Source organism: Paraburkholderia monticola (genome assembly GCF_001580545.1).
GTDB lineage: Bacteria > Pseudomonadota > Gammaproteobacteria > Burkholderiales > Burkholderiaceae > Paraburkholderia > Paraburkholderia monticola.
Genome location: NZ_LRBG01000039.1, coordinates 40,760 through 65,876, shown reverse-complemented (window position 1 = coordinate 65,876; position 25,117 = coordinate 40,760). Strand labels below are relative to the sequence as shown.

Annotated in this window: 20 protein-coding genes and 1 pseudogene; 5 read left to right on the top strand and 16 right to left on the bottom strand. The window is 63.6% G+C overall.

Going from position 1 to position 25,117, the window contains the following annotated elements; translation table 11 throughout:
• Nucleotides 1-3: 3 nt before the first annotated feature.
• The 3 genes from CI15_RS31400 to CI15_RS31390 form a co-directional block, all read right to left on the bottom strand.
• Nucleotides 4-1,470, bottom strand: coding sequence for an amino acid permease (locus CI15_RS31400; RefSeq protein WP_062136490.1), 1,467 nt, complete (start codon nucleotides 1,468-1,470; stop codon nucleotides 4-6).
• Nucleotides 1,471-1,771: 301 nt separating this feature from the next.
• The gene (locus tag CI15_RS31395) at nucleotides 1,772-2,569 is read right to left on the bottom strand and encodes a hypothetical protein (RefSeq protein ID WP_241495998.1); all 798 of its coding nucleotides are present in this window, start codon (nucleotides 2,567-2,569) and stop codon (nucleotides 1,772-1,774) included.
• A 641-nt stretch (nucleotides 2,570-3,210) separates the two neighbouring features.
• The gene (locus CI15_RS31390) at nucleotides 3,211-3,633 is read right to left on the bottom strand and encodes a hypothetical protein (protein WP_062136487.1); all 423 of its coding nucleotides are present in this window, start codon (nucleotides 3,631-3,633) and stop codon (nucleotides 3,211-3,213) included.
• Between the two features lie 711 nt (nucleotides 3,634-4,344).
• Between CI15_RS31390 and CI15_RS31385 the strand changes: the two genes are divergently transcribed.
• The gene (locus CI15_RS31385) at nucleotides 4,345-4,749 is read left to right on the top strand and encodes a helix-turn-helix domain-containing protein (RefSeq protein WP_062136485.1); all 405 of its coding nucleotides are present in this window, start codon (nucleotides 4,345-4,347) and stop codon (nucleotides 4,747-4,749) included.
• Between the two features lie 70 nt (nucleotides 4,750-4,819).
• Here the strand turns inward: CI15_RS31385 and CI15_RS31380 are convergent.
• Nucleotides 4,820-5,776, bottom strand: a pseudogene (locus CI15_RS31380) (pyridoxamine 5'-phosphate oxidase family protein); the annotation flags it as partial.
• 41 nt (nucleotides 5,777-5,817) lie between these two features.
• Complete coding sequence (locus tag CI15_RS31375; protein ID WP_062136480.1) at nucleotides 5,818-6,459, bottom strand: glutathione S-transferase family protein; 642 nt, start codon at nucleotides 6,457-6,459, stop codon at nucleotides 5,818-5,820.
• 109 nt (nucleotides 6,460-6,568) lie between these two features.
• Here CI15_RS31375 and CI15_RS31370 point away from each other — a divergent pair, with 109 nt between their 5' ends.
• Together CI15_RS31370 and purU are read left to right on the top strand one after the other, a co-directional pair.
• On the top strand, nucleotides 6,569-7,483 hold the full coding sequence (locus CI15_RS31370) for a LysR family transcriptional regulator (RefSeq protein ID WP_062136477.1): 915 nt from the start codon (nucleotides 6,569-6,571) through the stop codon (nucleotides 7,481-7,483).
• Between the two features lie 146 nt (nucleotides 7,484-7,629).
• The gene (purU, locus tag CI15_RS31365; protein ID WP_062136474.1) at nucleotides 7,630-8,505 is read left to right on the top strand and encodes a formyltetrahydrofolate deformylase; all 876 of its coding nucleotides are present in this window, start codon (nucleotides 7,630-7,632) and stop codon (nucleotides 8,503-8,505) included.
• A 59-nt stretch (nucleotides 8,506-8,564) separates the two neighbouring features.
• On the opposite strand, the gene CI15_RS31360 is transcribed toward purU, so the two are convergent.
• The 10 genes from CI15_RS31360 to CI15_RS31315 form a co-directional block, all read right to left on the bottom strand.
• Entirely contained in the window at nucleotides 8,565-9,422 is an 858-nt protein-coding gene (locus tag CI15_RS31360) for a glycine betaine ABC transporter substrate-binding protein (protein ID WP_062136471.1), read from the bottom strand.
• 172 nt (nucleotides 9,423-9,594) lie between these two features.
• The gene (locus CI15_RS31355; RefSeq protein ID WP_062136468.1) at nucleotides 9,595-10,776 is read right to left on the bottom strand and encodes an FAD-binding oxidoreductase; all 1,182 of its coding nucleotides are present in this window, start codon (nucleotides 10,774-10,776) and stop codon (nucleotides 9,595-9,597) included.
• A gap of 32 nt (nucleotides 10,777-10,808) precedes the next feature.
• Nucleotides 10,809-12,095 (bottom strand): aromatic ring-hydroxylating oxygenase subunit alpha, encoded by a 1,287-nt coding sequence (locus CI15_RS31350; protein WP_062136465.1) that lies wholly within the window; start codon nucleotides 12,093-12,095, stop codon nucleotides 10,809-10,811.
• A gap of 68 nt (nucleotides 12,096-12,163) precedes the next feature.
• Nucleotides 12,164-12,943, bottom strand: coding sequence for a drug:proton antiporter (locus CI15_RS31345; protein WP_062136462.1), 780 nt, complete (start codon nucleotides 12,941-12,943; stop codon nucleotides 12,164-12,166).
• Nucleotides 12,940-14,127 (bottom strand): electron transfer flavoprotein subunit alpha/FixB family protein, encoded by a 1,188-nt coding sequence (locus tag CI15_RS31340; RefSeq protein ID WP_062136460.1) that lies wholly within the window; start codon nucleotides 14,125-14,127, stop codon nucleotides 12,940-12,942. The genes CI15_RS31345 and CI15_RS31340 overlap by 4 nt, the downstream gene beginning before the upstream one ends.
• Nucleotides 14,128-14,131: 4 nt before the next feature.
• Nucleotides 14,132-16,048, bottom strand: coding sequence for a (Fe-S)-binding protein (locus CI15_RS31335; protein WP_062136457.1), 1,917 nt, complete (start codon nucleotides 16,046-16,048; stop codon nucleotides 14,132-14,134).
• Nucleotides 16,049-16,050: 2 nt separating this feature from the next.
• Complete coding sequence (locus CI15_RS31330; RefSeq protein ID WP_062136453.1) at nucleotides 16,051-18,114, bottom strand: NADH:flavin oxidoreductase; 2,064 nt, start codon at nucleotides 18,112-18,114, stop codon at nucleotides 16,051-16,053.
• 25 nt (nucleotides 18,115-18,139) lie between these two features.
• Nucleotides 18,140-18,679 carry a DUF5943 domain-containing protein gene (locus tag CI15_RS31325; RefSeq protein ID WP_062136450.1) on the bottom strand — a complete coding sequence of 180 codons (540 nt, stop codon included), beginning with the start codon at nucleotides 18,677-18,679 and terminating at the stop codon, nucleotides 18,140-18,142.
• A gap of 44 nt (nucleotides 18,680-18,723) precedes the next feature.
• On the bottom strand, nucleotides 18,724-19,695 hold the full coding sequence (locus tag CI15_RS31320; protein ID WP_062136448.1) for a dipeptidase: 972 nt from the start codon (nucleotides 19,693-19,695) through the stop codon (nucleotides 18,724-18,726).
• An 18-nt stretch (nucleotides 19,696-19,713) separates the two neighbouring features.
• Complete coding sequence (locus CI15_RS31315) at nucleotides 19,714-20,988, bottom strand: serine hydroxymethyltransferase (RefSeq protein ID WP_062136445.1); 1,275 nt, start codon at nucleotides 20,986-20,988, stop codon at nucleotides 19,714-19,716.
• A 422-nt stretch (nucleotides 20,989-21,410) separates the two neighbouring features.
• Here CI15_RS31315 and CI15_RS31310 point away from each other — a divergent pair, with 422 nt between their 5' ends.
• Entirely contained in the window at nucleotides 21,411-22,406 is a 996-nt protein-coding gene (locus tag CI15_RS31310) for a GlxA family transcriptional regulator (protein WP_062136442.1), read from the top strand.
• 61 nt (nucleotides 22,407-22,467) lie between these two features.
• Here CI15_RS31310 and fdhA read toward each other — a convergent pair whose 3' ends face one another.
• Nucleotides 22,468-23,667: a formaldehyde dehydrogenase, glutathione-independent gene (gene fdhA, locus CI15_RS31305; RefSeq protein WP_062136439.1), complete on the bottom strand. Its 1,200-nt coding sequence runs from the start codon at nucleotides 23,665-23,667 to the stop codon at nucleotides 22,468-22,470.
• A 265-nt stretch (nucleotides 23,668-23,932) separates the two neighbouring features.
• Between fdhA and ampC the strand changes: the two genes are divergently transcribed.
• Nucleotides 23,933-25,114 (top strand): class C beta-lactamase, encoded by a 1,182-nt coding sequence (gene ampC / locus CI15_RS31300; protein WP_062136435.1) that lies wholly within the window; start codon nucleotides 23,933-23,935, stop codon nucleotides 25,112-25,114.
• Nucleotides 25,115-25,117: the final 3 nt, after the last annotated feature.

Below are 25,117 nucleotides of genomic sequence, written 5' to 3'. Positions count from 1 at the left end.
CGTTCACCGCTTGCGCAACTCCGGATGCCGCAACGTCGAATGATTGCGTCCGTACGAGAGATAAATCGTCATGCCGATCACGAGCCACACGACGAGCCGCAGCCATGTGACGAGCGGCAAGCCGACCATCAGTAGCAGGCAGAACAGGATGCCGAGGATCGGCACGACCGGCACGCCGGGCGCGCGGAACGGACGCGACGCGTCGGAGTCGCTGCGCCGCAGATAGATCACGGCGCCGCACACGAGGATGAACGCGAACAAGGTGCCGATGCTGACCATCTCGCCGAGCACGCCGATCGGCGTCAGCGCGGCGACGATCGCAACCACGGTGCCGATCAGCATCTGGCTCAGATACGGCGTGTGCAGACGCGTATGCACGCGCGCGAACATCGGCGGCAACAGGCCGTCCTGCGACATCGTGAAGAAGATGCGGCTTTGTCCATAGAGCAGCACGAGGATCACGGTGGTCAGCCCCGTCAGCGCGCCGATTTTGATCAGGACCGAGAACCAGGTCATCCCGATCGCGTCGACGCCCTTGGCGATCGGATCGGGAACATTCAACTCGCCGTAGGGCACGAGTCCGGTCAGCACGCCCGCGACGAGGATATACAGCACGGTACAGATAATCAGCGAGCCGAGAATGCCGATCGGCATGTCGCGCTGCGGCTTTCGCGCTTCCTGCGCGGCGGTCGACACCGCATCGAAGCCGATGAACGCGAAGAACACCACGGCCGAGCCGCGCAGGATGCCGCTCATGCCGAAACTGCCGAACTGGCCCGTGTTCGCGGGAATGAACGGATGCCAGTGTTCCGGCTTGAGGAAAAAGACGCCGATGGCGATGAACGCGACGACCACGATCAGCTTGACCGCGACCATGATGTTGTTGAGCCGCGCCGATTCTTTCGTGCCCATCACGAGCAAGGTGGTCAGGATCGCGATGATCAGAATTGCTGGCAGGTTGACGACGCCCGTGACCGTCGAGCCGTCGGCCAGTTTGACGACGGTGCCGGGTGCGGCGGAGAGGGTGGGGGGAATCTCGATGCCGACGTTGCGCAACAGGCTCACGATGTAGCCGGACCAGCCGACCGCGACCGTCGCCGCGCCCATCGCGTATTCGAGGATCAGGTCCCAGCCGATGATCCACGCGAAGATCTCGCCGAGGGTCGCATAGGTGTAGGTGTAGCTGCTGCCGCACACGGGCAGCATCGCCGCCAGCTCCGAATAGCACAGGCCGACGAAAGCGCACGCAATGCCGCCGAGCACGAACGACAGCGTGATGGCCGGTCCCGCGAACTGCGCGGCGGCGGTGCCCGTCAGCACGAAGATGCCGGCGCCGATGATCGCGCCGATGCCCATCGCGGTGATACTCGTCGCGCCGAGCGTTTTCGACAGCCTGTGACCTTCGTCGACGTCAGCGCTGCCGACGATATCGGCAATGCTTTTGCGTGCCATGTAACCGGTAGTCGCCATGATGAGTTGTTCCTTTCGAATGGTGATCAGGCGCGAACCGGCTCGGCTGACCTCGGCTCGCGGAGCACGACAAACGACATCCGTCGCCCCGCACGGCAACGCCCATGGCAAGTGCGGAGAAAGCGGCTAACGGAAAAAGTCTGAATTCAGTCTATGCCGGATCAAAAGCAAAGTGAAATCCGGATGACATGGTGCATGGCGATAGAAAACAAGGCCTCCTGTTCGTGTCAGGAGGCCTTGCCATGTGCGTCTGCGGAACCGCCGGTGGAGAACGGGCGGCTTCAGGCTTGCGAGGCGGACTTCAGCCGATGCGTCCGCGTCGCAGCACGTCGCTCAGACCGAGCGAGTGACCGGGGTCGTAGTAGTGAATCAGCAGGGTGCGCCGTTGCCCGTTCTGTACGTCGAGGTTGCCATGCTGAATGGCAAAGCCGTTGAATTCGTACACGCTGCCGGGTTTGACCGGAATGCGCTTGCAATTGCCGACCCGCAGATCGTGCAAGGTATGCCAACTGCGCCAACTGAGCGGCAGGCTGTGCAGGAAGCCGTGACGCATCTTGCAGATCAGGTTGGACGTCGTGCTCACGGACAGGCGCTTCTTCCGATACATCACGAGGTCGCCGTTGTGCACGCCGTCGGGGGCGAGCTGAAGCGGAATCAGCAGCGTCAGCAGATGCGAGTCGAAATGGCGGCAGTGGCTCTCCGCCAGCGTCCCCTTGCTCGCGCAGCGCAGTACGTGGAACGGCTCCTTCGGCAGATTTGTCAGGCCAATGTTCGCGGCCATCGCCCGCGTATTGGCGCAGATCGACTGCTCGAGTTCGCGAAAGGCCTGACCGCGACGCAGTATCTCAGCGATCTTCTCGCCGGACTGCGAACGCTGCGGCCCGCTGGCGAACAACTGGTCGAGTGACTGATTGATTTCGGCGATCGTCTCCAGTGGAATGACGTCATCAAAAGATTTCAAAGCGACGCTCTTGTCGAGTCGAATTCGCTTCGCTTCAGTATTCCCACGCACGTCTGACAGGGTGTCCATAGCCCGATTTTCCATTTGTTTTTTGTTACACAACCACAATGAAAAATATGCTTTACGGCCCGCAAGCAATGTGCGCCAGCGTACGAACAGCGATCAGGGGATTGAGCGGGATCAACAAATCTTACGCTGATTTTTTAAGACCGGTTCGATCGATATTTTTGGGCCGATCGAAGTACGCTGCGCGCGGTGTCGATTTGGCTCGAGTTATACGCAAAGCGGCAATCTCGGCCGATCTCGAAGCCCATCAGATTTGGTGATAATTTGTATTATGTCAAATGATGAATTCGTCAAAATCGGCCCCTGCTGTGGGTCTCACCGTCCGCCACGGTCCAGCCTGCGGCGCGCCAGCCGCCTGCCACCGGCGACGCCCGACGATTCCCGATCGCGGTCGCGCATTGCCGGAAGTCGCTTCTTTTCGCGGTGGCAGCTGACACTGGTGCTGCCAGCTTCAATGATAAAAAACAAGCTTTCATTTTCATTCCGTTTTTATGAAGTCCTCGATCGAAAGACCTGGAAATTAGATCCATTGAGCATATCCGCTTATTCATGTACGTGACATGCCGAAATTAGCTAATTGGTAAATCTCTCTTCGGTCCGGTACGAAAAAGCTTTGTGACAAACGTCGATATCGTTATTACCGATCTGCGCCGATTTTCTCTCGCACTTCCGCGGAGCGGCGAATGTATCGTCGTCGAGCGACCGTGCATCGGCTAGGTGCATTTCGACGCGGCATAGGCGCCCGACGAACCATTTGCGTTCACGCTTACGGTCATCTGCGAGGCGTGCTCGAACACGCGGCGACGCTCCGCATCCGCGATCAGTCGTTTCTTGGTCGTCGAGCGTCCCGCCGAGCCGAAGCCCATCACTTTTTCGTATTCACGCGGTCTGCCGTGCCTGAAGCGATTAAAGAAGTCATCGCCCGGCAGCCCGTTATCGAGGCTCATCAGGCAGCCATAGTCGAGCGACGCGCAATCGCTCAACGAGCGCGCCGCGTCCTCCAACGCGCGATAGCGGCTGTGCAACGGTTCGTCGCGACCGAAAAGCGCGTGCAGTTCCTGATAGGACACGAGCCGTTTGCGCCTCGCGGCACGCAACAGCATCGTGGCAATATCGTGGGTCCTATCCGTGTTCATGTCGTTCTCCCTACCGTCCGCTTGCATCTCCCACGCGGGCCCATTGCAGGGAATGCAAGCGCTCTCACTTTTATTGATTTATGCGTATCGGATCAAAAACATGCTCGGTGTAAAGCAATTCAGGATATTGATGAACGGCACAGCCAAATTAAGCGGACGATTACTGGACTGGGCATTCACAGCCACCTCCTGCACAAAGGCCCGGATTACCTATAATCGCGATAAAAACCCGTACTGAAATGGTTTTCAAGCGTCCGCACCGTTTTCGCAGGTTGCCGGAGAATATGTCACCCTGCATCGAAAAATGCATTCGAATAACATTCGCAAAACAGGAAACCGTGCTTTTAAACGATCAGGAATGCCACGCTGGAAAGCGCCAGACGCCTTGACACGCGCGCTCTGGCGGGGTCCTGCCGGGTCATCGTAGCACCGGCCGGTCGATTGATACTTATGTTTAAATCAGTTCAATCAGGTTAGCAAACGTTAAATTCAATCGCAAGGAGAACTTTGATTTTTTAGAAACGGAAGGACGAGAGACGGACTTAGGCACGGTCACGTCGTTTCTATCAGAGGAAAGACGCGATTGATTTTTTATTCTTTTGGACACAGACGGCGATTTTTCGATTATTTGTAAGTAGCACGCCCTCTTTCTGTGTCTACCCCAGTGACCGATTGCAATCCGGTGAGCCAGGCCAACGGCGGAGTTCTGCGATGCATCGACCCAATGACGATTTACCGACCGTCGCCCGCCGTCTCGCGGCCGGAAAGAAGCTGCTCGACGGCGCCGCGGCGGCCGAAGTCGCGAAAGAGATGGGTATGGCCAAGACCACGGTCGAGCGATATCGCAAGTTGCTGGAGCAAGGCGGGCTCGAAGCGCTCAGAAACATGAGCGTCGGCGGCCGCCATTCCGCGCTGGCGGTGGCGGATCTGGACTGGCTCGCGCAGGCGCTGAAGGCCTCGCCACGCGATTACGGCTTTGACGCCGACGGCTGGAGCAACACTCGCATGCGCGAGCTGATCAGCCGTCAGTTCGGCATTTCTTACTCCCGCGTGTATGTGTGGCAGTTGGCCACCCGGCTCGGTGTGTCTTATCGGCTCGGCAGGAATGCGCAGTAGCGCGGCGCCCGTAACCCGCTAAATCGCACGCATGCGCATCGGCTCATGCGCTTTCGCGAAGCTTCGGCAGAAACTGCGGCGCCAGTTCGGCGTCCGACCAGCGGAACGGCAGCGCGCCCCGGCCGCGCCGCACTTCATGTACGTGAAATCGCACGAGCCGTTGCGCGCCGGCGAACGACGCGAGTTCATCGCCTTCCCAGATGATCTCCGCTCGCACCGCAAGATAAAGCAGATCGCCGTTTGCGAAGTCGATGAACAGCAGACCCGCGCGTGGATCATGCGTGAGGTTGCCGAGCGTGTTGAAAAGACGGTTGCCGCTGTAGTCGGGTGTGGTCAGCGTAGTCGCGTCGTCCACGCGCACGAAGCCCGGCGCGCCGCCGCGATGCGAGACGTCGACGCCCTTCCCCACCCCCGCCTCCTCGCTGAGATTCGCACTGGCGATAAAGAAGGTGTCCGCGCTCGCGAGCAATTCGCGATCGGCACTGCTCAGTTGCGCGGCGATCTCGGGCTGCGCGCGCGCCGCGTCCCCATCCCGCTCGACGAAAGACGGCGTGCGGCTCTGGATGTACTTCGGGCAATTGCCGAAGCTCTGCATGACTTCGACCTGCAACGTCTCGCCCTCCACGGACCGCACGACGCCGTTGACCCGATTGCGACGCCGTGTGCGCGGCTCGATTCCCAGCCCGCCGAGCAGCGAGCCTTCATGCCACGCGGCGGCGAGCGGATCGCCGGCCAATGCGCCGCCTGCGATGCGCAGCGTTCGGGCATCCGGTGACGAGACAAAACCCGGCGCACCCGCGCGCAGCGTCGCCCACGGCTGACCGCTCGCATCGACGCCGCCGATCACGACGAACGGCTGCGCCGAGAAAAATTCGCGATGCTGCTCCGGCATGAAGCGGCGAATCCCGCGACGCCCCATCGATTCCGCCACGTCACGCACACCCGCGCGCTGCTGCACGGCCTGCTCGCCGGCGTGAAACGGCGAGACGTCGGTCCCCCAACTGTTCAGTAAAACGAACTCGGACATGATCGGACTCCAATGCAAAATCTGGCAGCTTCAAACTCGAATCACGCTGCCAGCAAGCCAACCTTCGTCGACGGCATCGCGATGAAACGCGGCAATGCCTCCACGCGACGGAGCCAGGCCCGAATGTTCGGATAAGGCTGCAACGACACGCCGCCCTCGGGCGCGTGAGCGATATACGTGTGCGCTGCGATATCGGCGATCGTCACGTGCGCGCCGGCCACGAACGGCTTGCCGGCCAGTTCCTCGTCGATCACGTCGAACAGCTTGACGGCGATCTTCCTGGCTTGCTCGTGATCGAGCGGCGCGCCGAACACCGTGACGAGCCGCGCCGCGCACGGACCGTAGGCGATCTGGCCAGCCGCGAGCGACAGCCAGCGCTGCACCGCCGCCGCGCCGAGCGGATCGTCCGGGCACCACGACGCATCGCCATAGCGCTTCGCCAGATAGACCAGAATCGCATTCGAATCGAACAGCGTCAGTTCGCCGTCCTGGATCGTCGGCACCTGGCCGAACGGGTTCAGCGCGAGATACTCGGGCTTGCGGTTCTCTCCGGCCTGCATGTCCAACTCGATGACTTCGAACGGCAGATCCAGCAGGGTGAGAAACAGCTTCACGCGATGACCGTGGCCTGACAGCAGCGTCGTATACAGCTTGATAGGCTCGGCGGGTCTGGCGGTGGGCATGGCGGGCTCCGTTTGCGATGAGTGACAGGCCGAGAATAAGGCGTAGGCGGCACTGCGCGGAAGCCCGATAATCCGGGAAACACAGTCAAGCGAAGATGGACAATCGAACATGGCCGACGTGCGCAACGTGAACCTGAACCGCCTCGCGATCTTCGTCGCGGTCATCGACGCGGGCTCGCTGAGCGCCGCGGCCACGCGGCTCGGACTCGCCAAGACGATGGTCAGTACGCACATGCAGCGGCTCGAGGCCGAGGTCGGCGCGAGCCTGCTCGTGCGCACCACGCGGCGGCTCGGCGTCACCGAAGCGGGCCGGGCCTTCTACGAGGCGAGCGTGAAGATCCTGCGCGCCACGGAAGACGCGCTGAACGCGCTCGGCGGAGAAACGTCGCCAGTCAGCGGCACCTTGCGCGTCAGTGCGCCGAACGACTACGGCACGCTCGTGGTCGCTCCCGCGCTGGTCGAATTGCGCCGCACGCATCCACAACTCGACATCGAACTGCTCAGCAGTGACCGGTACGTCGATCTGATTGCCGACGGTATCGACATCGCGATCCGGCTCGGACGTCTCGCGGATTCGAACTATCGCGCGGTGAAGCTCGGCAGCTTCGTCAAATGGATCGTCGCGAGTCCCGGGTTCGTTCAGACGTGGGGCGTGCCGCGCACGCCCGCCGCGTTGGAATCGCTGCCCTATTGCGCGTTGTCGGTGCTGCCGCATCCGTTGACGCTCGATCTGCGACAGATCGATGGCGATACGGCCAGCGTGCGCGGCGCGTCGGCCTTGCGCGTCAACACCGCCGATGCCTGCCGCGCCGCCACGCTTGCCGGCGGCGGCTTCGGTCTATTGACGGATTTTTCGATCAGCGACGACGTCGCCGCGGGAAGACTGATCCGGCTGCTGCCCGACTGGGCGACCGCGCCGGCCAGCATTCAGGCCGTGTTTCCGCCGACCAGTCACCCGCCGGCGAAAGTACGCGCGTTGATCGAGACGCTCAAACGCAGATTAGCGGCGACACCCGCGGACTAGGACGGATCGGGCCTGCCGATCCGCCTGGCGTTCCCGTTCCAGCGCAACGGCGGTTAGCTTCTATCCGCTCGGTCACGCCATTTGCTCTACTGCGACGATGCGCGCCGCGTCCCGCGGCATCGCCCGATCGTCCCTGTGGAGAAGATATGTCCGCCATTTCCCGCCCTGCTCAACTGGTTCTCACCCTCGCATGTCCGAGCGCGGCGGGCCAGGTCGCCGCCGTCGCGGGCTTTCTCGAGCGGCATCGTTGCTATGTCGACGAACTCACCGTCTTCGACGACGAGCTCAGCGAACGCTTTTTCGTGCGCTGCGTGTTTCACCACGTCGAACGCGACGACGCGCTGCAGATCGCCACGCTGAAGCAGGAGTTCGCGCCGATCGCGGAGCGCTTCCGGATGACTTGGGCCATCCACGATCTCGCGAGCCGGCCGAAAGTCCTGATCATGGTGTCCAAACTCGAACACTGTCTCGCCGATCTGCTGTTTCGGTGGCGCATGGGCGAGCTGAAGATGGACATCGTGGGCATCGGCTCGAATCATGGCGACCTCGAACCGCTAGCGCGGCAGCACGGATTGCCATTCCATCATCTGCCGATCACCGCCGACACGAAGCCGCAACAGGAAGCCCGGCTGCTCGAACTATTCGACACGTCCGGCGCGGAGCTGCTGATTCTCGCGCGCTACATGCAGATCCTGTCCGCGGAAACGAGCCGCGCGCTCGCCGCGCGCGCGATCAATATCCACCATTCGTTTCTGCCCGGTTTCAAGGGCGCCAGACCCTATCATCAGGCCCACGCGCGCGGCGTCAAAGTGATCGGCGCGACCGCGCATTTCGTCACCGACGATCTCGACGAAGGACCGATCATCGAGCAGGAAGTCGAGCGGGTCGATCACTCGTACGGCCCGGAAAGGCTGCTGACGACCGGGCGCGATGTCGAATGCATTACGCTCGCGCGCGCCGTGAAGGCGTTCGTCGAGCGGCGCGTATTCATCAACGGCGAGCGCACCGTCGTGCTGCGGTAAACAGAAAAACGCCGCTGACAAGCGGCGTTTTTTGGCGCGCTGCGTTCAGGCTGGCCGACTCACTTCACCCAACCATCCACGCGATCCGAATGCGCGCTGATCCATGCATCGGCGGCCGCGGTCGGCTTTTCGCCATTCTGGGTCGCAAGCATCACCGTATCGATCTCACCGGGCTTCCATTGAAACTTCTTCAGGAACGCGACCACCGTCGGCGCTTTTTTCTCGAGCTCGGGATTCACGACGCTATCCACGTGCTCCGCTTCGCCAAATACCTTCTTCGGATCGTCGAGGAATTTCAGCTTGTACTTCGCGAACATCCAGTGGGGCTTCCAACCCGTCACGATGATCGGTTTGCTGGCCGCCTCCGAGCGCGCGAGTTCCGCGGTCATCGCGCTGCCGGAGCTCGGCATCAGCTGATAATCGAGCCCGTAGGCCTTGATCGCTTCGCTGGTTTTCTGCATCACGCCCGCGCCGGCATCGATGCCGACGATGCGGGCGCCGAATTCCGCCTTCTTCGCCTCCAGATCGCCGACGGTCTTCACGTCCGCGTTGTCCGGCACGATCAGACCGATCTTCGCATCGGTGAAATTCGGCCCGAGGTCGACCACCTTGTCCTTGAAGTTGTTCCAGTACGCCCCGTGCGTGACCGGCAGCCACGCGGACAGCGTCGCGTCGAGATCGCCGCGCGCCACGCCTTGCCACATCACGCCGGCCGCGACCGGCACCAGTTGCACCTGATAACCGAGGCGTTTTTCGATCACCTGGGCGGCCACGTTCGACGTCGCGACGCTGTCGTCCCAGCCCTCCACGTAGCCGATCTTGATGGTCGGCTTCGAATCGGCCGACACGCTTACACTGGCCGCCGCCAGCATCGCTCCCAACGCGCTTGCCACCACCATCTTTCCGATCAGTCTCATCGACGTTCTCCCATTGATCCCATTGCCCATTGACGCGCTTGTCATCGAACCGCCCATCGTGTAGTTAGAATCGCCAACCAGAATTGCCGGGTAGCGTCGTTTTGCGACATGCAATTGTCCGCACGCGACTTCCACGCACATTCGCTCCATCGCTTGCCGTGTTGTCGTCGTGTCACTTGTCGACGACGAGATCGGTCAGCGGCTTGCTGCAGCACAGCAGCACCATGCCCTGATCGATCTCGCGCTGACGGATGCCGCCTGCGTGCTTCATCGCCACTTCGCCCGACACGAGCTTCACCTTGCAGGTGCCGCACATGCCTTGCGTACACGACGCGGGTAGTCGCAGTCCCGCCTGCTTCGCGGCATCGAGCACATGCTGGCCACCGCCGCACTCGATCTCGCGATGACTGCGCGTAAAGCTCACCTTGAAACGCGCGGCGGTTTCGGCCAGGGTGGGCGCATCGCGAGGCGCGTCAGCGACAGGCGCCTCGGCCAACTGCGCGGCCACCTCGCTGACGGTCTCGAACGAAAAGCTTTCCTCGTGGTAGTGCCGGCGATCGAAGCCGCCTTCGTCGAGCAGTTTGCGAACGGCCTGCATATACGGCGCAGGGCCGCACGTAAAAATCTCGCGCTCCAGAAAGTCCGGCGCGATCAGCTTCAGCAGTGGCAGCGTCAGAAAGCCCGTGACGCCAGGCCAATTGGTGCGCGCTCCGACGCGCTCGCACACGAACGCGGTGCGGAAATGCGCCTGATTCGACGCGATCAGATCGAGTTCGCGCGCGAAGATGATGTCGTCCGGTGTGCGCGCGCTATGCACGAACACGATATCGCTGTCCTCGCCGAGTTCATGATGCGTGCGGCTCATCGACATCAACGGTGTAATGCCGGAGCCCGCCGACAAAAACAGGAACTTGTGCGCCGGGTGCCGCGCGCAGGTGAATTCGCCGGCCGGTCCCAACACGCGCACTTGCATGCCCGCATGCAGATGGTCGTGCAGCCAGTTGGACACCGTGCCGCCCGGCACGCGCTTCACGGTGATCGAAATCGTGTGCGGCCGCGTGGGCGGCGACGAGATCGTGTAGCAGCGATTGATGCACTCGCCGTCTATCTCCAACTCCAGCGTGATGAACTGCCCCGGCTCGAACACGAACGCGCGCCCGGATGGTGCGCGGAAGAAAAAGCTCTTCACGTCATGCGTTTCGTTGCGGACCTGGCAGCACACCAGCGTGTCGTCGGCGTCGCTGCTCCAGCGCGCGGGCAGCGCGTCCCAGAAGCGCGGCTGCGTGACACGGCTCGGCGCCTCGGCTGAAGTCTGATCGATGCCCGGTTGAAACATGGCTTGATCGCGCATCATGATTGTCCCCGCTCCTCGTTGCGGTGTTGCGCTCAGCGCACGAACGACACGACTCGCTCGCCGTGTGACGCCTGCGGGTTCGCGTCGTAATCGGCGAGGCGGCCGATGTACCACTCGCAGAACTTTTCGACGAGCCCTTCGGTGAACGGCGAGTACGGACCCGGCTCGTACGCGCTGCTCATCGCGCCGCGTTGCGAATATTCGACGAGCGCGCGATCCTGGTCGTTCGTCGCCCGCCACACGGCGGTCAGGTTGTCGACGTCGTAATCGATGCCCTCGCGCGCGTCCTTGTGCACGAGCCACTTGGTGCGCACCAGCGTCTTGCCGGCCGAGAGCGGAATCACCGAGAACGTGACGATGTGATCGCTCATGAAGTGATGCCACGAATTCGGCTGGGTCCAGAACGACAGTCCACCAAGATCGGGCGAGTCGAAGCCGCCGAGCAGTTTCTTCGACGCGACCCTGGCGTCGAGTGTCTGCGATTCGCCGTCGCGATCGAGCGGCAGACGTTGCGTTCGAAATCCAGTGACGAGATCGGCGAGCCGGTCGATTTCCGCCGATGGCAACTGCATCGCCTCCCATTGCGCGGTGCGACGTGCGACCGTCGCCTCGAACGCGGCCATGCCCTCCTCGTTCGCCGGCGTGCGCTGATAGCCGAAGCCGTACTCGTACAGCGAGATGGTCAGCTCGGGATGGTTCGCGACGCAGTGATAGCACTCGCGATTGTTCTCCATCGTGAGCTTCCAGTTGCCCTCCTCGATGAGGTCGATCGACGCGGCGATCTTGCAGCCGGCCAGATCGTGCGGCAACAGGTACGGCTCCATCGCGGCGCGCATCACGGCGAAATCGGCGGGCGGCTGCGGCGCGAGGCAAATGAAGATCAGCCCGGCAAGATTCTCGACATGCACCGCTTTCAGACTGTGTTTGCAGCGGTCGAACCGTTCGCCCATGTGCTCGGCGAACATCAGCTCGCCGTTCAGGCTATAGGTCCAGCTGTGATAAGGACAGACGATATTGCCGAGCGAGCCCTTGCTTGAATTGCACAGACGCGCGCCGCGATGGCGGCACACGTTATGAAACGCGCGCACCCGCATGTCGTCGTCGCGCACGATCAGAATCGAATCGTCGCCGATTTCCACCGTCACGTAGTCGCCCGGCTCGGGCACGTCGGGATCGACCGCGACCTGAATCCAGTGCTGCCGGAAAATCGCGTCGATGTCGAGCGCGAAGATGTCCTCGCTCGTATAGAACGGCGCTTCCAGCGTGTGATTCTGCTTGCGGCGTTCGATCATTGCGCGAACGTCTGCGGAAACTTTCATTGTGTGCTCCGTTGCGTGTCACGTCTGGCGCTGCGCCAGGCCCTCCTGGTCGCATGCTGGCCCGAACCCTAGTAATCCACCAGTTGATGCTCGCGCAAATACGCGAGGATCACTTGTGCTTTTTCGACGGAACTCCCTTCAATTACGACGCTGCCGCCACGGCTCTCGGTCGTCGTCGCCGACAGCATGCGGGCGTGGCCCGAGCGCTTTTCGGCCGCGGCGAGTCGCACCGGTTTTGCGGACGCGGCGCGGATGGTCCATGCGGCGCGGTCGGCGTCGCAAGCTCGCGCAGCGTCTGCGGCCGGCGCTGCGGCGCACCCGATCGTGCCTTCGCGCAGCCGCGCATACGCGTACGACGTCGCCGCGTTCGCGAGCGGATGCACGGCGATCAACGCGGGCAGCCGCACCTCCACGCGCCGTCGCACACCTTTCGGCATGAACTGCCGCACCTGCGCGCAACCATCGTGCAGAGCCAGCTCGACGGCGGCACCGACGAGCGGTACCGCCAGCGCATGCGCGACGCGGTACGGCAGCATGCCGCTATCGAAGCCGCCTTCGGCACACGTGCCGGTCAGCACCAGTTCGTAGCCACGCAAACGCGCGGCGAGTGGCGGCGCCGGATCGGCCTCGGGCGGCATCTCGAGTACTTCGACCGAGCGCGCGCCGAGCGCCAGGTATTCTTTCAACGCGGCGTTCGACGGGTCGCCCGCGTGCAACACGTCGAGCGTCGCGCCGTTGGTCCTGGCGAGCGACAGCGCCAACGTCAACGCGGCGGCGTCGTTGCGGCTGTAGCGCGCCACGCCGCTGACCGGATGACGTCCGACTGAAACCAGCACGGCGATCTTCATGCGAGCACTCCTTCGGCGAGCTTGCCCGGCTGCAGCAGCGCGGTCGAGGTGGCACGCGCGCCGCGCGCCGCGGCCGCTGCCTCGTTGAGCGCCACGATGGTTGCCTCGGCGTCCGCGATCACGGTCAGATTCGCGCGCTTCGCGATCGGCGCGCTCGCGTCGAGATTCACCGCGATGACATGACGGCAATCCTTGATGCCCTGCAGATGCTGCACCGCGCCGGAGATGCCGAACGCGATATAGACGCTGGCCTCGACGGTCTTGCCGGTTGCGCCAATCTGCTTGTCGCGGGTGAACCGGCCGTCGTCGACGGCGACCCGGCTCGCGCCGATCGCCGCGCCGAGAGTCGCCGCGAGCCGCTCGAACGCGGGCACGTCGCGCACGCCGTTGCCGGCCGACACGATGAAGTCCGCCTCTTCGAGTGAGACTTGCGCGGCGTCGATCTCGTCGATGCCGAGATCGCGGATCAGGGGATGCGCGGCCGTGTCCCGCGCTTCACGGTCGAAGCGCCACGCGATCCGCTCGCCTGCGCCGACGAACGGCAGGTTCGGTTCGACCGCATTCGGCGCGAGCAGCACGACCTCGGGCAGCCTCCGACTCGCGAGCGCCGTGTTCGCACGAATATAGGTGGACACGTGCCCGGCATCGATCTCGACGACATGCGTCGCGACGCTTGCATTGACAGCCGCCGCATAACGGCGGCCGAGTTCGCCATCGCCCGTCGCGTTGTCGGGTAGCAGGACGTGGGCTGGCGCGTAGGCGGCGACGCAAGCCGCCAACGCGTTCAGTTCATCGGTGGGCGCGTACGTGCGGCGATCGAACATCGGCAATTCGATCAGCTTGTCGGCGCCGAGCGCGGCGGCATCGCCGCTGAATTCGCCGAACACGAGCAGCACGACCTCGGTGGATGCGTCCGCGATCAGCGCGGCGCCGGCGAGCGTCTGGCGCGCGTGCTCATCGAGCGCGCCGCGGTCCGCATGGGCGGCGACCAACAGCACATGCTGCGGCGTGGCCGTCGTGCGGCGTGGCTTCGGCTGCTCCTGATGCGCGGGGTGACGCGCGCCCGATAGCGCGGCAGCGCCGGCATCCGCCACGCCAACCGCGCCGAGCGTGATGCGCCTGAGTCCCTGTGCCGTCAGGGTGAATGGGCGGCGCGGGTCGATCCGTTTGAGCGTATTCGTCATCGCCTTACTCCAGCGCCGCGGCGACCAGTTCGGCCACGTCCAGCACTTCCGGACGCGGTCCCACGACGCCTTCGAGCATCGCCGTGCAATTCGGGCAGCCCACCGCGACGATCTGAGCGCCGCTCGCACGCGCGTCGTCGATACGGATGTCGGAAATCCGCCGTTTGCCGGGAATGTCCGTCAAAGGTGCGCCGCCGCCGCCACCGCAGCAGCGCCCGCGCAGGCCGTGACGCTCCATCTCGACCACCTTGATGCCGATGCTCTTCAGCACCCGGCGCGGCGCTTCGGTCTCACCGTTGTAGCGGCCTAGATAGCAGGGGTCGTGATACGTGATGCCGCGCTCCGTGATGGCTGCACCTGCGCGCGGCGACAGCTTGCCGCTCGCGATCAGCTCGTCGATCAGGGCCGTGTGATGCTGCACCTGATAGAAGCCGCCGAGCGCGCGATATTCATTACGCAGGCTATGCAGCACATGGGGATCGGCCGTGACGATGCGCGTGAACGAGTACTGGGCGAGTGTGCCGATCAGCGCGCGGGCCAGTTGCTGGAACGTCGCTTCATCGCCGAGCCGCCGCGCGGTGTCGCCGGTATCGGTTTCGACACCGCCCAGCACCGCGTAGTCGACGCCCGCACGGTTCAGCACCTTGACGAGCGCGCGCAGCGTGCGCTGATAGCGCATGTCGAACGCGCCTTCGCCGGCGATCAGAAGCACATCGACGCGACGTCCCGGCTGAGCGACCTGCACCTGCAGATCGACGGCCCAGTCGTAGCGCGCACCGATGTCGTAGCCGTTGAGGCTCCCGGTTTCGCGCAGATTGGCGAGCGTCGCCGGCCCCTTGCCCGGCACGCTGCCTTCGACGAGGGTCTGATTGCGGCGCATGTCGACGATCGCGTCGACGTGCTCGATCAGCATCGGACACTCCTGCACGCAGGCGCGGCAGGTCGTGCAGGACCACAGCGTGTCCGCTTCGATCAGCGTCGAAATCAGCGGCTTGTCTGGCGTGCCCCCGTGCTTGCCGACTGGAATGCCCGGGGTGGGGCTGCCTGCGTAGGACGCGTCGGTGCCGCCGACCATGCCGGTCACCAGATCCTGAATCAGCTTCTTCGGATTGAGCGGCTGACCGGCCGCGAAGGCGGGGCATGCGGCTTCGCATTTGCCGCATTGCACGCAGGCGTCGAAGCTCAGCAACTGGTTCCAGCGGAACTCGACCGGTCGGCCGACGCCATACTCCTTCGCATCGAGCTGCGGTGTTTTCAGTGCGGTGGGCGGCACTGCGTCGCGCGCCGCGGTGAAATCGGCAAAGCGCTCCTGACGCGGATGAAACGCGAGGTGCAGCAAGCCTGCCACCGCATGTTTCATCGGACCGCCACGTGCCGCGCCGAACGTCATCGCGAACGCGCCTGCCGCAATCAGCAGCGCGACGATCACGGCGAGCGCGCCGGACATCGCCGTCGCGGGCAGCGCAACGAACAACGCAAGGCCGAGCGCGAACGAGCCGAGCAGCAGCGGCAACTGATCCCATGGTCCGCGCGAGAGCCGCGCCGGAACGGCCTTCGCGCCATGCCGGCGATGCCACACGAACGCCGTGCCGGTCAGCATCGCCAGCGCGGCGAGAAAGATCAGCTTGTCGAGCCACGGCGAGTAGATCGCGAGGCCGTAGTTGACGAACACGAGCGCCATCGCGACGAGCGCGCCGCCCGCCGTGGCGACGTGCGTGCGGGCGATATACGGATCGCGCGCGACCACATGATGCAGATCGACGAAGTAACGCTTCGGGATCGCGAGTAGATTGGTCCAGCCATACGCGCCCGCGGCGCTCGCGCGGCCTGCGCGCCAGTAGGCGGCGCGGCGCGCGAGCGCGAACGCGAGACCGGCAAGCGACACCCACAGCAGGACGGTGATGACAAACACGGGGCTCATCGTCAGAAATCCTTGCAAAGGCGCAGCGCGTCGTAGATCGCGCCGTGAATGTTGTGCATCGAGATGCAGTCGCCGACCCGAAACAACAGAAAGCGGCCATTGCCGAGCGGCTCGTCGAGGCACGGCTGTGGTTCGGCCGCGAACAGCTTGTGCACGTCGAGCTGGCCGCGGTTGACCGACTCCGGTTTCAGCCGCCAGTAAAGCTGGTCGTTCGGCGTACTGCCGTTTTCGATCACCACCTGATCGACCGCGCGCTCTTCCTGTTCCTCGGTGTACTCGTTGCGGATCACGGCGATCTTTTTGCCGTCCTCCTCGTACACCCTGTCGAGCCAGTAATTCGGCGTGTGGATCACGCCCTGCGCGTAAAGGCGGCGGTAGAAGATCGGGAACGTGGTACCGCCGACGTCGTCGGCAACCTTCACGTCGGGCGTGACGATCTCCACGTTCGCGCCGCGGCTCGCGAGATAGTCCGCCACGCCAGCACCCGCATGCGTGCTGACGCCGTCGTAGACGAGCACGTTGCGGCCCGGCTCGACTTTGCCGGCGAGCACGTCCCACGAACTGACCGCGAGCCCTGTCTCGACACCCCACGCGGCGACCTGCGACGTGAACGCGGAACCGCCGGTCGCGAGCACGACGATGTCGGGCTTCTCGGCCATGATGGTCAGCTCGTCGGCGGCGACACCGAGGCGCCGGTCCACGCCGAGGCGCTTCGTCTCCATGTCGAACCAGCGCACGATGCCCGCCATCTGCTCGCGTTGCGGCGCCTTCGCTGCCAGCATGATCTGGCCGCCTACATGATCGTTCTTCTCGAATAGCACGACGTCGTGCCCACGCGACTTCGCGACGCGCGCCGCTTCAAGCCCCGCCGGCCCCGCGCCGACCACCACGACCTTGCGCTTCGGCCCGCGCGACTTCGCGATCACGTGCGGCATCGTCGCTTCGCGCGAGGTCGCGGCATTCTGCACGCAAAGCACGTCGAGCCCGTTGTACTGCCGGTCGATACAGTAGTTCGCGCCGACGCACTGCTTGATTTCGTCCTCGCGCCCATCGCGGATCTTGATGACCATGTGCGGGTCGGCGATCTGCGCGCGGGTCATGCCGACGAGGTCGACCATGCCGCTCGCCAGCAGCCGTTCGGCCTGGCCCGCGTCGCGGATGCTTTGCGCGTGCATCACCGGCACCGTCACGACCTGCTTGATGCCGGCCGCGAGATGCACGAACGGCTCGGGTGGCAGGGCCATCGGCGGCATGCAGTTGGCGAGCGTGTTGTGCGTGTCGGCGCCGGAACCGATCACGCCGAGATAGTCGATCAGGCCGCTCTCGCTCATTGCCTGGGCGATTTCCTTCAGCTGTTCGTGATCGAGTCCGTCTTCGTGGAATTCGTCACCGCACATGCGCAGGCCCACGCAGAAATCGGTACCCACCGCCGCGCGCACGGCCTGTAACACTTCTACGCCGAAACGCAGGCGATTCTCGAGCGAGCCGCCCCATTCGTCGGTGCGAAAGTTGGTGCGCGGGCTCCAGAACTGATCGATCAGATGCTGATGCGCGGCCGAAATTTCGATGCCGTCCATGCCCGCATCCTTCACGCGCTTCGCTGCCGCCGCGAAATCGCAAATGATGCGGCGGATCTCTTCGACCTCGATGATCTTCGCGTTGCCGCGGTGCACCGGTTCGCGCACCCCGGACGGCGACATCAGATGCGGCCAGTGCTCGCCGTGAAACGCCGAGCGCCGTCCCATATGAGTGGCCTGTATCATGATTTTCGCGCCGTGCGCGTGCATCGCTTCGGCAAGCCGCGCGAGCGGCTCGACGATTTTGTCGGTGGCAAGATTCACCGATTTCCACCAGCCTTGCGGGCTATCGATCGACACCGGGCTCGAGCCGCCGCACACGGCAAGTCCGACCCCGCCCTTCGCCTTTTCCTCGTAGTAGCGGATATAACGGTCGCCGGGAAGGCCGCCTGGCTCCGCATAGACCTCCGCGTGCGCGGTACTGACGATGCGGTTGCGCAGCGTCAACTGGTTCAAGGTGAGCGGCTTGAAAAGGTTCGGGTAACGCATTGCGATCGACCTCGGAATGCTCGGATTAGATTGACGCGCGTGGCGCGACTTCGAACACGCAGTGCTCGTGTCCTTCCGCCGCGCAACGCGCTTCCTGCGATTGCGACGGCGGCCCCTTGCGCGCGCCGTCGGGCGCGGTGTCGTTGACCCAGTCCATCGCGCCCGCGAACCAGCCGGCGAACATGTAGCAAAGCTTGCCGGCCTTGCCCGGTTGCGCGAGCACGAACGACGAGTGACGCAATTCGATTCGCGCATGCGAGCTCGCCGGATCGGCTTCGACGATCCTGAACAGGCCCCAGCCCCGCTGCGACAGGCGATTCAGGTAATGCTCGAACACCGCCATGCCGGCGAGGCCATGCTGTTTCGCTTCCTTGTCGCACCAGAAATACGCGGACTTGTAGCCGGCTTTGTAGAGAATCTGTGCGTACGTATCGCGCCCGAGCGCTTCCTCGACGGCGACGTGGTTGTTGGTGAAGAAATGACGCGGCACGTACAGCATCGGCAGCGCGTCGGTGGTCCAGACGCCGGTATCGGGATCGACGTCGATGGGCAGTTGGGGTTGCATGTGCAGGCTCCGCTTTGATCCGCTATGAGAAGAAGGGGTGAGGCTCACACCTTCCAGACTTCGCCGAACACCCGCACCCAGTTTTCGCCCATGATCTTGCGAATGCGCGTCTCGCTCCAGCCGGCACGCTCCATCGCGGCCGTCAGGTTCGGAAACTCGCCGATGGTGCGAATGCCTTCGGGATTGACGACCTTGCCGAAGTTCGTCAGTTGGCGGTAACGGCCCTTGTCGTGGGTGATCCAGTCGAAGAACTCGGTGCTATAGCCCTGGGTGAAATCCGTGCCGATCCCCACCTGGTCCTCGCCGATCAGGTTCACCACGTACTCGATCGCCTCGATGTAGTCGTCTACGGTCGCATCGGGGCCGCGCTTCAGAAACGGCGCGAACATCGTCACGCCGACGAAGCCGCCCGCATCGGCGATTTCCTTCAACTGCTCGTCGCTCTTGTTGCGCGGATGCTCCTTGAGCCCGGATGGGCAGCAATGCGAATAGCAGACCGGCTTTTTCGACGCCGCGATCGCCTCCGACGACGTGTTGCCGCCCACATGCGAGAGGTCGACCATGATGCCGACGCGGTTCATCTCCTGAATCACTTCGCGCCCGTAGCCGGACAGGCCGCCGTCGCGCTCGTAGCAACCGGTGCCGACGAGGTTCTGCGTGTTGTAGCAAAGCTGCACGACGTTGACGCCGAGATCCTTGAATGCTTCGATGTAGCCGAGGTTGTCCTCGAATGCATGCGCGTTCTGGAAGCCGAAGATGATGCCGGTTTTGTTCTCTTTCTTCGCGCGGAAGATGTCGTAGGTGGTGCGCACCAGCGTCAGAATCTCGCTGTACTGGCGGATCTGCTGCTTCATTGCGGCGATGTTGTCGACGGTCTTCTGAAAGCTCTCCCAGACCGATACCGTGCAGTTCACCGCGGTCACGCCGCCCTTGCGCATGTCCTCGAACACCGAGCGCTCGAACTTCGAAATGTTCAGTCCGTCGATGATGATGCTGTTCTCGTGCAGTTGACTCATCGTTTGCTCCACGCGTACTCAGTAGATGGGAAAGCGCTCGCACAGCGCGAAAATCTCGCGGCGCACGCGTTTTTCGGTGGCAGCATCGCCTTCGGGGGACGCGCGCAGCGCATCGAGCACCTCGACGACCAGCCGCCCGACTTCGCGAAATTCGCTGACGCCGAAGCCGCGGGTCGTCGCCGCCGGCGTGCCGAGACGGATACCGGAGGTGATCGTCGGCTTTTCCGTGTCGAACGGAATGCCGTTCTTGTTGCAGGTGATGCCCGCACGCTCCAGCGCCTGTTCGACCTGATTGCCCTTGAGCCCCTTGGGCCGCAGGTCGACCAGCAGCAGATGGTTGTCGGTGCCGCCAGTCACGAGATCGACGCCGCCTCCTTTCAGCACTTCACCGAGCGCCCGCGCGTTCGCGAGCACGCTGTCGATATAAGTTCTGAAGCCTGGCTGCAGCGCCTCGCCGAATGCGACCGCCTTGCCGGCGATCACATGCATCAGCGGGCCGCCCTGCAAGCCCGGGAACACCGCCGAGTTGATCTTCTTCGCAATCTCCTCGTCGTTCGTCAGCACGAAGCCGCCGCGCGGACCGCGCAAGGTTTTGTGGGTGGTCGAGGTGACCACGTGCGCATGCGGAACCGGATTGTCATGACGGCCCGCCGCGATCACGCCGGCGATATGCGCCATGTCCACCATCAGCTTCGCGCCGACGCCATCGGCGATCGCCCGCAGCCGCGCGAAGTCCAGCGCACGTGGATAGGCGGAGAAACCAGCGATCAGCAGCGCGGGCTTGTGCTGTTGCGCCAGCTCTTCGATCTGCTGATAGTCGATCAGCAGCGTGTCGCGCCGCACGCCGTACTGCACCGCGTTGAACCACTTGCCCGACAATGCCGGCTTCGCGCCGTGGGTCAGATGGCCGCCCGCGTCGAGTGACATGCCGAGCACCGTGTCGCCCGGCTTCGTCAGCGCGAGCATCACCGCGCCGTTCGCCTGCGCACCGGAATGCGGCTGCACATTGGCGAACTTCGCATCGAAGAGCTGTTTGATGCGATCGAGCGCGAGCGTCTCGATCGCATCGACATATTCGCAACCGCCGTAGTAACGCTTGCCCGGATACCCTTCCGCGTACTTGTTGGTCAGCACCGAGCCCTGCGCGTCGAGCACCGCGCGCGACACGATGTTTTCCGACGCGATCAGCTCGACTTGCGACTGCTGACGCTCGAGTTCTTTCAGAATGGCGCCGCGCACGGCCGGATCGCGCGCCGCTAGCGAGTCTTCGAAAAAGGGATTCGGGTTCGACATGGAAGGTCCGTGAGATCGTTGACGGGAAAGCCGCTGCGGCTTGCCGGCGGGGTAGCGCCACCGCTTCGCCTTGGGTCTATTCTTGACGGTCGGCCTGCGCGCCGATTTATGAATTCAGACGTGTTCTTTGCCTTTTCCGCCATGCGCGTCCTTTTTCCACAAGTCGGCGCGGTTCGCCCGCGCAGGGCTGCACTGGAAAGTGGTGTTTGCTGCGCCGATCGGGTGCGCCGTACGAGCGTCGCGGCGCCGTTCTGGTGCCGCGTGGTGTCGTTTCTTCAGTCGATTGCTTAGTCATTCCAGGCTTTCTTTTGCAGGATCCAAGGGTTTAGCCTGATGGCACGGTAGTTGCCCTGATACTCAGAATCCAGGTAGTCGCCCCTCCCCACGGCGACGCGACATTCACCTCAGGAATGACCGTTCCCATGTCCACCGATCGCACGGCGTCGCTGTCGCATTTCGCGTTCATGCCGGTTCCCAACTTCACGATGATCGCCTTCTCCAACGCGATCGAAGTGTTGCGCATGGCGAACTATCTGTCGGGGCAGCCGCTTTACCGCTGGTCGATCGTGAGTCCGGCCGGCGGCCCGGTCATGGCGAGCAACGGGTTATCCGTCGATACGGGTCCGGTCGAATGCCTCGGGCAACCGGATATCGTGTTCGTGATCGGCGGCATCGACGTGCAGCGCTCCACCACCGTCGAGCATCTGTCCGCCTTGCGCCGTTTCGCGCGCATGGGCTGCGTGCTCGGCAGTCTGTGCACGGGCACCTATGCGCTCGCGCGCGCCGGTCTGCTGGCCGGCTATGCGTGTGCGATTCATTGGGAAAACATGTCGGCGCTGAAAGAGGAGTTTCCCGACACGCGTTTTCTGAAAGAGCTGTTCGTGATCGATCGCGATCGCGTGACCTGTACCGGCGGCGTCGCGCCGCTCGACATGATGCTGAACCTGATCGCGCCGCGCGTCGGTACCGCGCGTGTCACGCAGATCGCCGAGCAGTTCATCGTCGAACACGTGCGCGACACCAGCGCGCAGCAGAAGATGCCGCTCGTCGCGCGGCTCGGCTCGGCCAACAAGTCGCTGTTCGAAGTGATCTCGCTGATGGAGAACAACATCGAAGAGCCGCTCTCGCGCGAAGAGCTCGCGCGGCTCGCCGGCATGTCGCAACGGCAGTTGCAACGACTGTTCCGCGAGCATCTGGGCATGACGCCCACGCACTACTATCTGACGCTGCGCTTGCGGCGCGCGCGCGAACTGCTGTTGCAGACCGACATGTCGATCATGCACATCACGATGGCGTGCGGCTTTCAGTCGGCCTGCCACTTCTCGAAGAGCTATCGCGACGCGTTCGGCACCGCGCCGACGCGCGAGCGGCGAAAGCAGGCGCCTTCATTGTCGGGCACGCCGATCCTGGTGGCTTGATCATCGGACACACACGCTGCGTGCGCGAAGGGCCACGCAGCGCTTCAGCGGCCCACGAACCTCAAGCCGCTTTCAACGACCCGTGCGGGTCGATCACGAACTTCCTTGGCGCGCCCCCATCGAATTGCCGGTACCCCTCGGGCGCATCGTCGAGTGACACCACCGTCACGTTGACGATGTCGGCGATCGGCAAGCGATCCCACAGAATCGCCTGCATCAGATTGCGGTTGTACTTCATGACCGGCGTCTGGCCCGTGTGGAACGAATGCGACTTGGCCCACCCGAGCCCGAAACGCAAACTGAGGCTGCCTTTGCGCGCGGCGGCCTCGGCCGCGCCTGGATCGTCGGTCACGTAGAGGCCGGGAATGCCGATCGCGCCGGCCGCGCGGGTAATTTCCATCAGCGAATTGAGCACGGCGGCGGGGGCCTCCTCGTGCGAGCCGCTGCTGCCATGACCGTGTGCCTCGAAGCCGACGCAATCCACCGCGCAATCCACTTCGGGCTTGCCGAGGATCTGTTCGATCTGCTCGCCGAGCGTCGCGTCTTTCGACAGATCGATGGTCTGGAAGCCCATCTTGCGCGCGTGCGCGAGGCGCGCCTCGTTCATGTCGCCGACGATCGTGCAGGCCGCGCCGAGCAGACGCGCCGAAGCGGCCGCCGCCATGCCGACCGGTCCCGCGCCCGCGATATAGACGGTCGCGCCAGGCTTCACGCCGGCCATCACGGCACCGTGATAGCCGGTCGGCAGAATGTCGGACAGGCAGGTCAGGTCGCGGATCTTCGACATCGCCTGCGCACGGTCCGGAAATTTCAGCAGATTGAAGTCCGCATACGGCACCATCACGTATTCGGCCTGGCCGCCGATCCAGCCACCCATGTCGACATAGCCATACGCGCCGCCCGCGCGCGACGGATTAACGTTCAGACAGACTCCCGTGTGCTGCGCCTTGCAGGTCGGGCAGCGTCCGCAGGCGACGTTGAACGGCACCGACACCAGATCGCCGATCCGCAGCGTCTCGACGTCGCGCCCCACCTCGATCACTTCTCCCGTAATCTCGTGGCCGAGCACGAGGCCGACCTCGGCGGTCGTGCGGCCGCGCACCATGTGCTGATCGGAGCCGCAAATATTCGTGCTCAGCACCTTCAGGATCACGCCGTGGCCGATCGAACGGCCACGTGGATCGACCATCTTCGGATAATCGATGGACTGCACTTCGACCTTGCCCTGCCCCAGATACACGACGCCGCGATTGCTGCTCATTGTCTCGTCTCCATGTCCGTGAGCGGCACGCCATGCACGCCGCGCGGCGCACCGTTCCACGAGCGTAGCGTTCGCCCGCGGCGACACCTGTGCCGAACGCGACACGCGTTTGGCCTGAACCGACAACGCCGGCGTCACGTGAATTGACGCCCACAACTTTTTCTTTACCCTCGCCCAACTTATCCTCGTTTGCCAGCGGTTCGCAAAAGCCCGATAGTGGCGACCTCAAGCGAATCGTCGATCCACGACCCAGGAACCGTCTGCCATGAAGACCCGCGCGTTCAATCTCATCTCGACCGCAACCTTTGCACTGTTCACCCTGTGCGCGACCTCAGCGGCCAGCCACGCGGCCGAGCCCGTCGCCGCGCAACTCCAACCCACCGTCGATGCCGCGATCCGGCCGCTGATGGCGAAATACCATATCGCCGGGATGGCGGTCGGCGTGATCGAGGACGGCAAGCCCTACGTGTACAACTACGGCGTCGCCTCGACGCAAACCGGCAAGCCGGTCAACCGCGACACGCTGTTCGAACTCGGCTCGATCAGCAAGACCTTTACGGCGACGCTCGCGTCGTATGCGCAGGTCGACGGGAAGCTGTCGTTGTCGGACGGCACCGAACGCTATCTGCCGAGCTTGCGCGGCCGTCCGTTCGGCAAAGTCAGCCTGTTGAACCTCGGCACGCACACGCCTGGCGGCCTGCCGTTGCAAGTGCCGGACGACATCCATAACGACGCGCAATTGCTGCAGTACTTCTACGACTGGCAGCCGGCCCATGCGCCCGGCACGTTCCGCACCTACTCCAACCCCGGCATCGGCACGCTCGGCCTGATCACCGCGAAGAGCATGGGAGAGGACTTCACCGCGCTGATGCAGCAACGCGTGTTTCCGGCGCTCGGCATGAAGAGCACCTACCTGCACGTCCCCGCGGCGAAAATGGCGGACTACGCGCAGGGCTATACGAAAGACGGCGCGCCGATCCGCCTGACGGGCGGCGTGATTTCCGCCGAAGCCTACGGGGTGAAGTCGACCGCCGCCGACATGCTGCGTTTCGTGCAGGCGAACATGAACCTGATTCCGCTCGACAGCCAGTTCCAGCGCGCGATCACGGACACCCATACCGGCTACTTCCAGGCCGGCGTGCTGACTCAGGATCTGATCTGGGAGCAGTACCCGTATCCGGTCGAGTTGCGCACGTTGCAGGCGGGTAATTCGCCGGAGATGGTGCTCAACGGGACGCCGTCGACGGAGATCAAGCCGCCGCTGCCGCCGCAGCAGAACGTCTGGATCAACAAGACCGGTTCGACGAACGGCTTCGGTGCGTATGTCGCGTTCGTGCCGCAAAAGCGGATCGGCATCGTGATGCTCGCCAACCGCAATTTCCCGAACGAAGCGCGCGTGAGCGCAGCGCATCAGATTCTCTCGGTGTTGGACGGCGGCGGCCATTGAGAG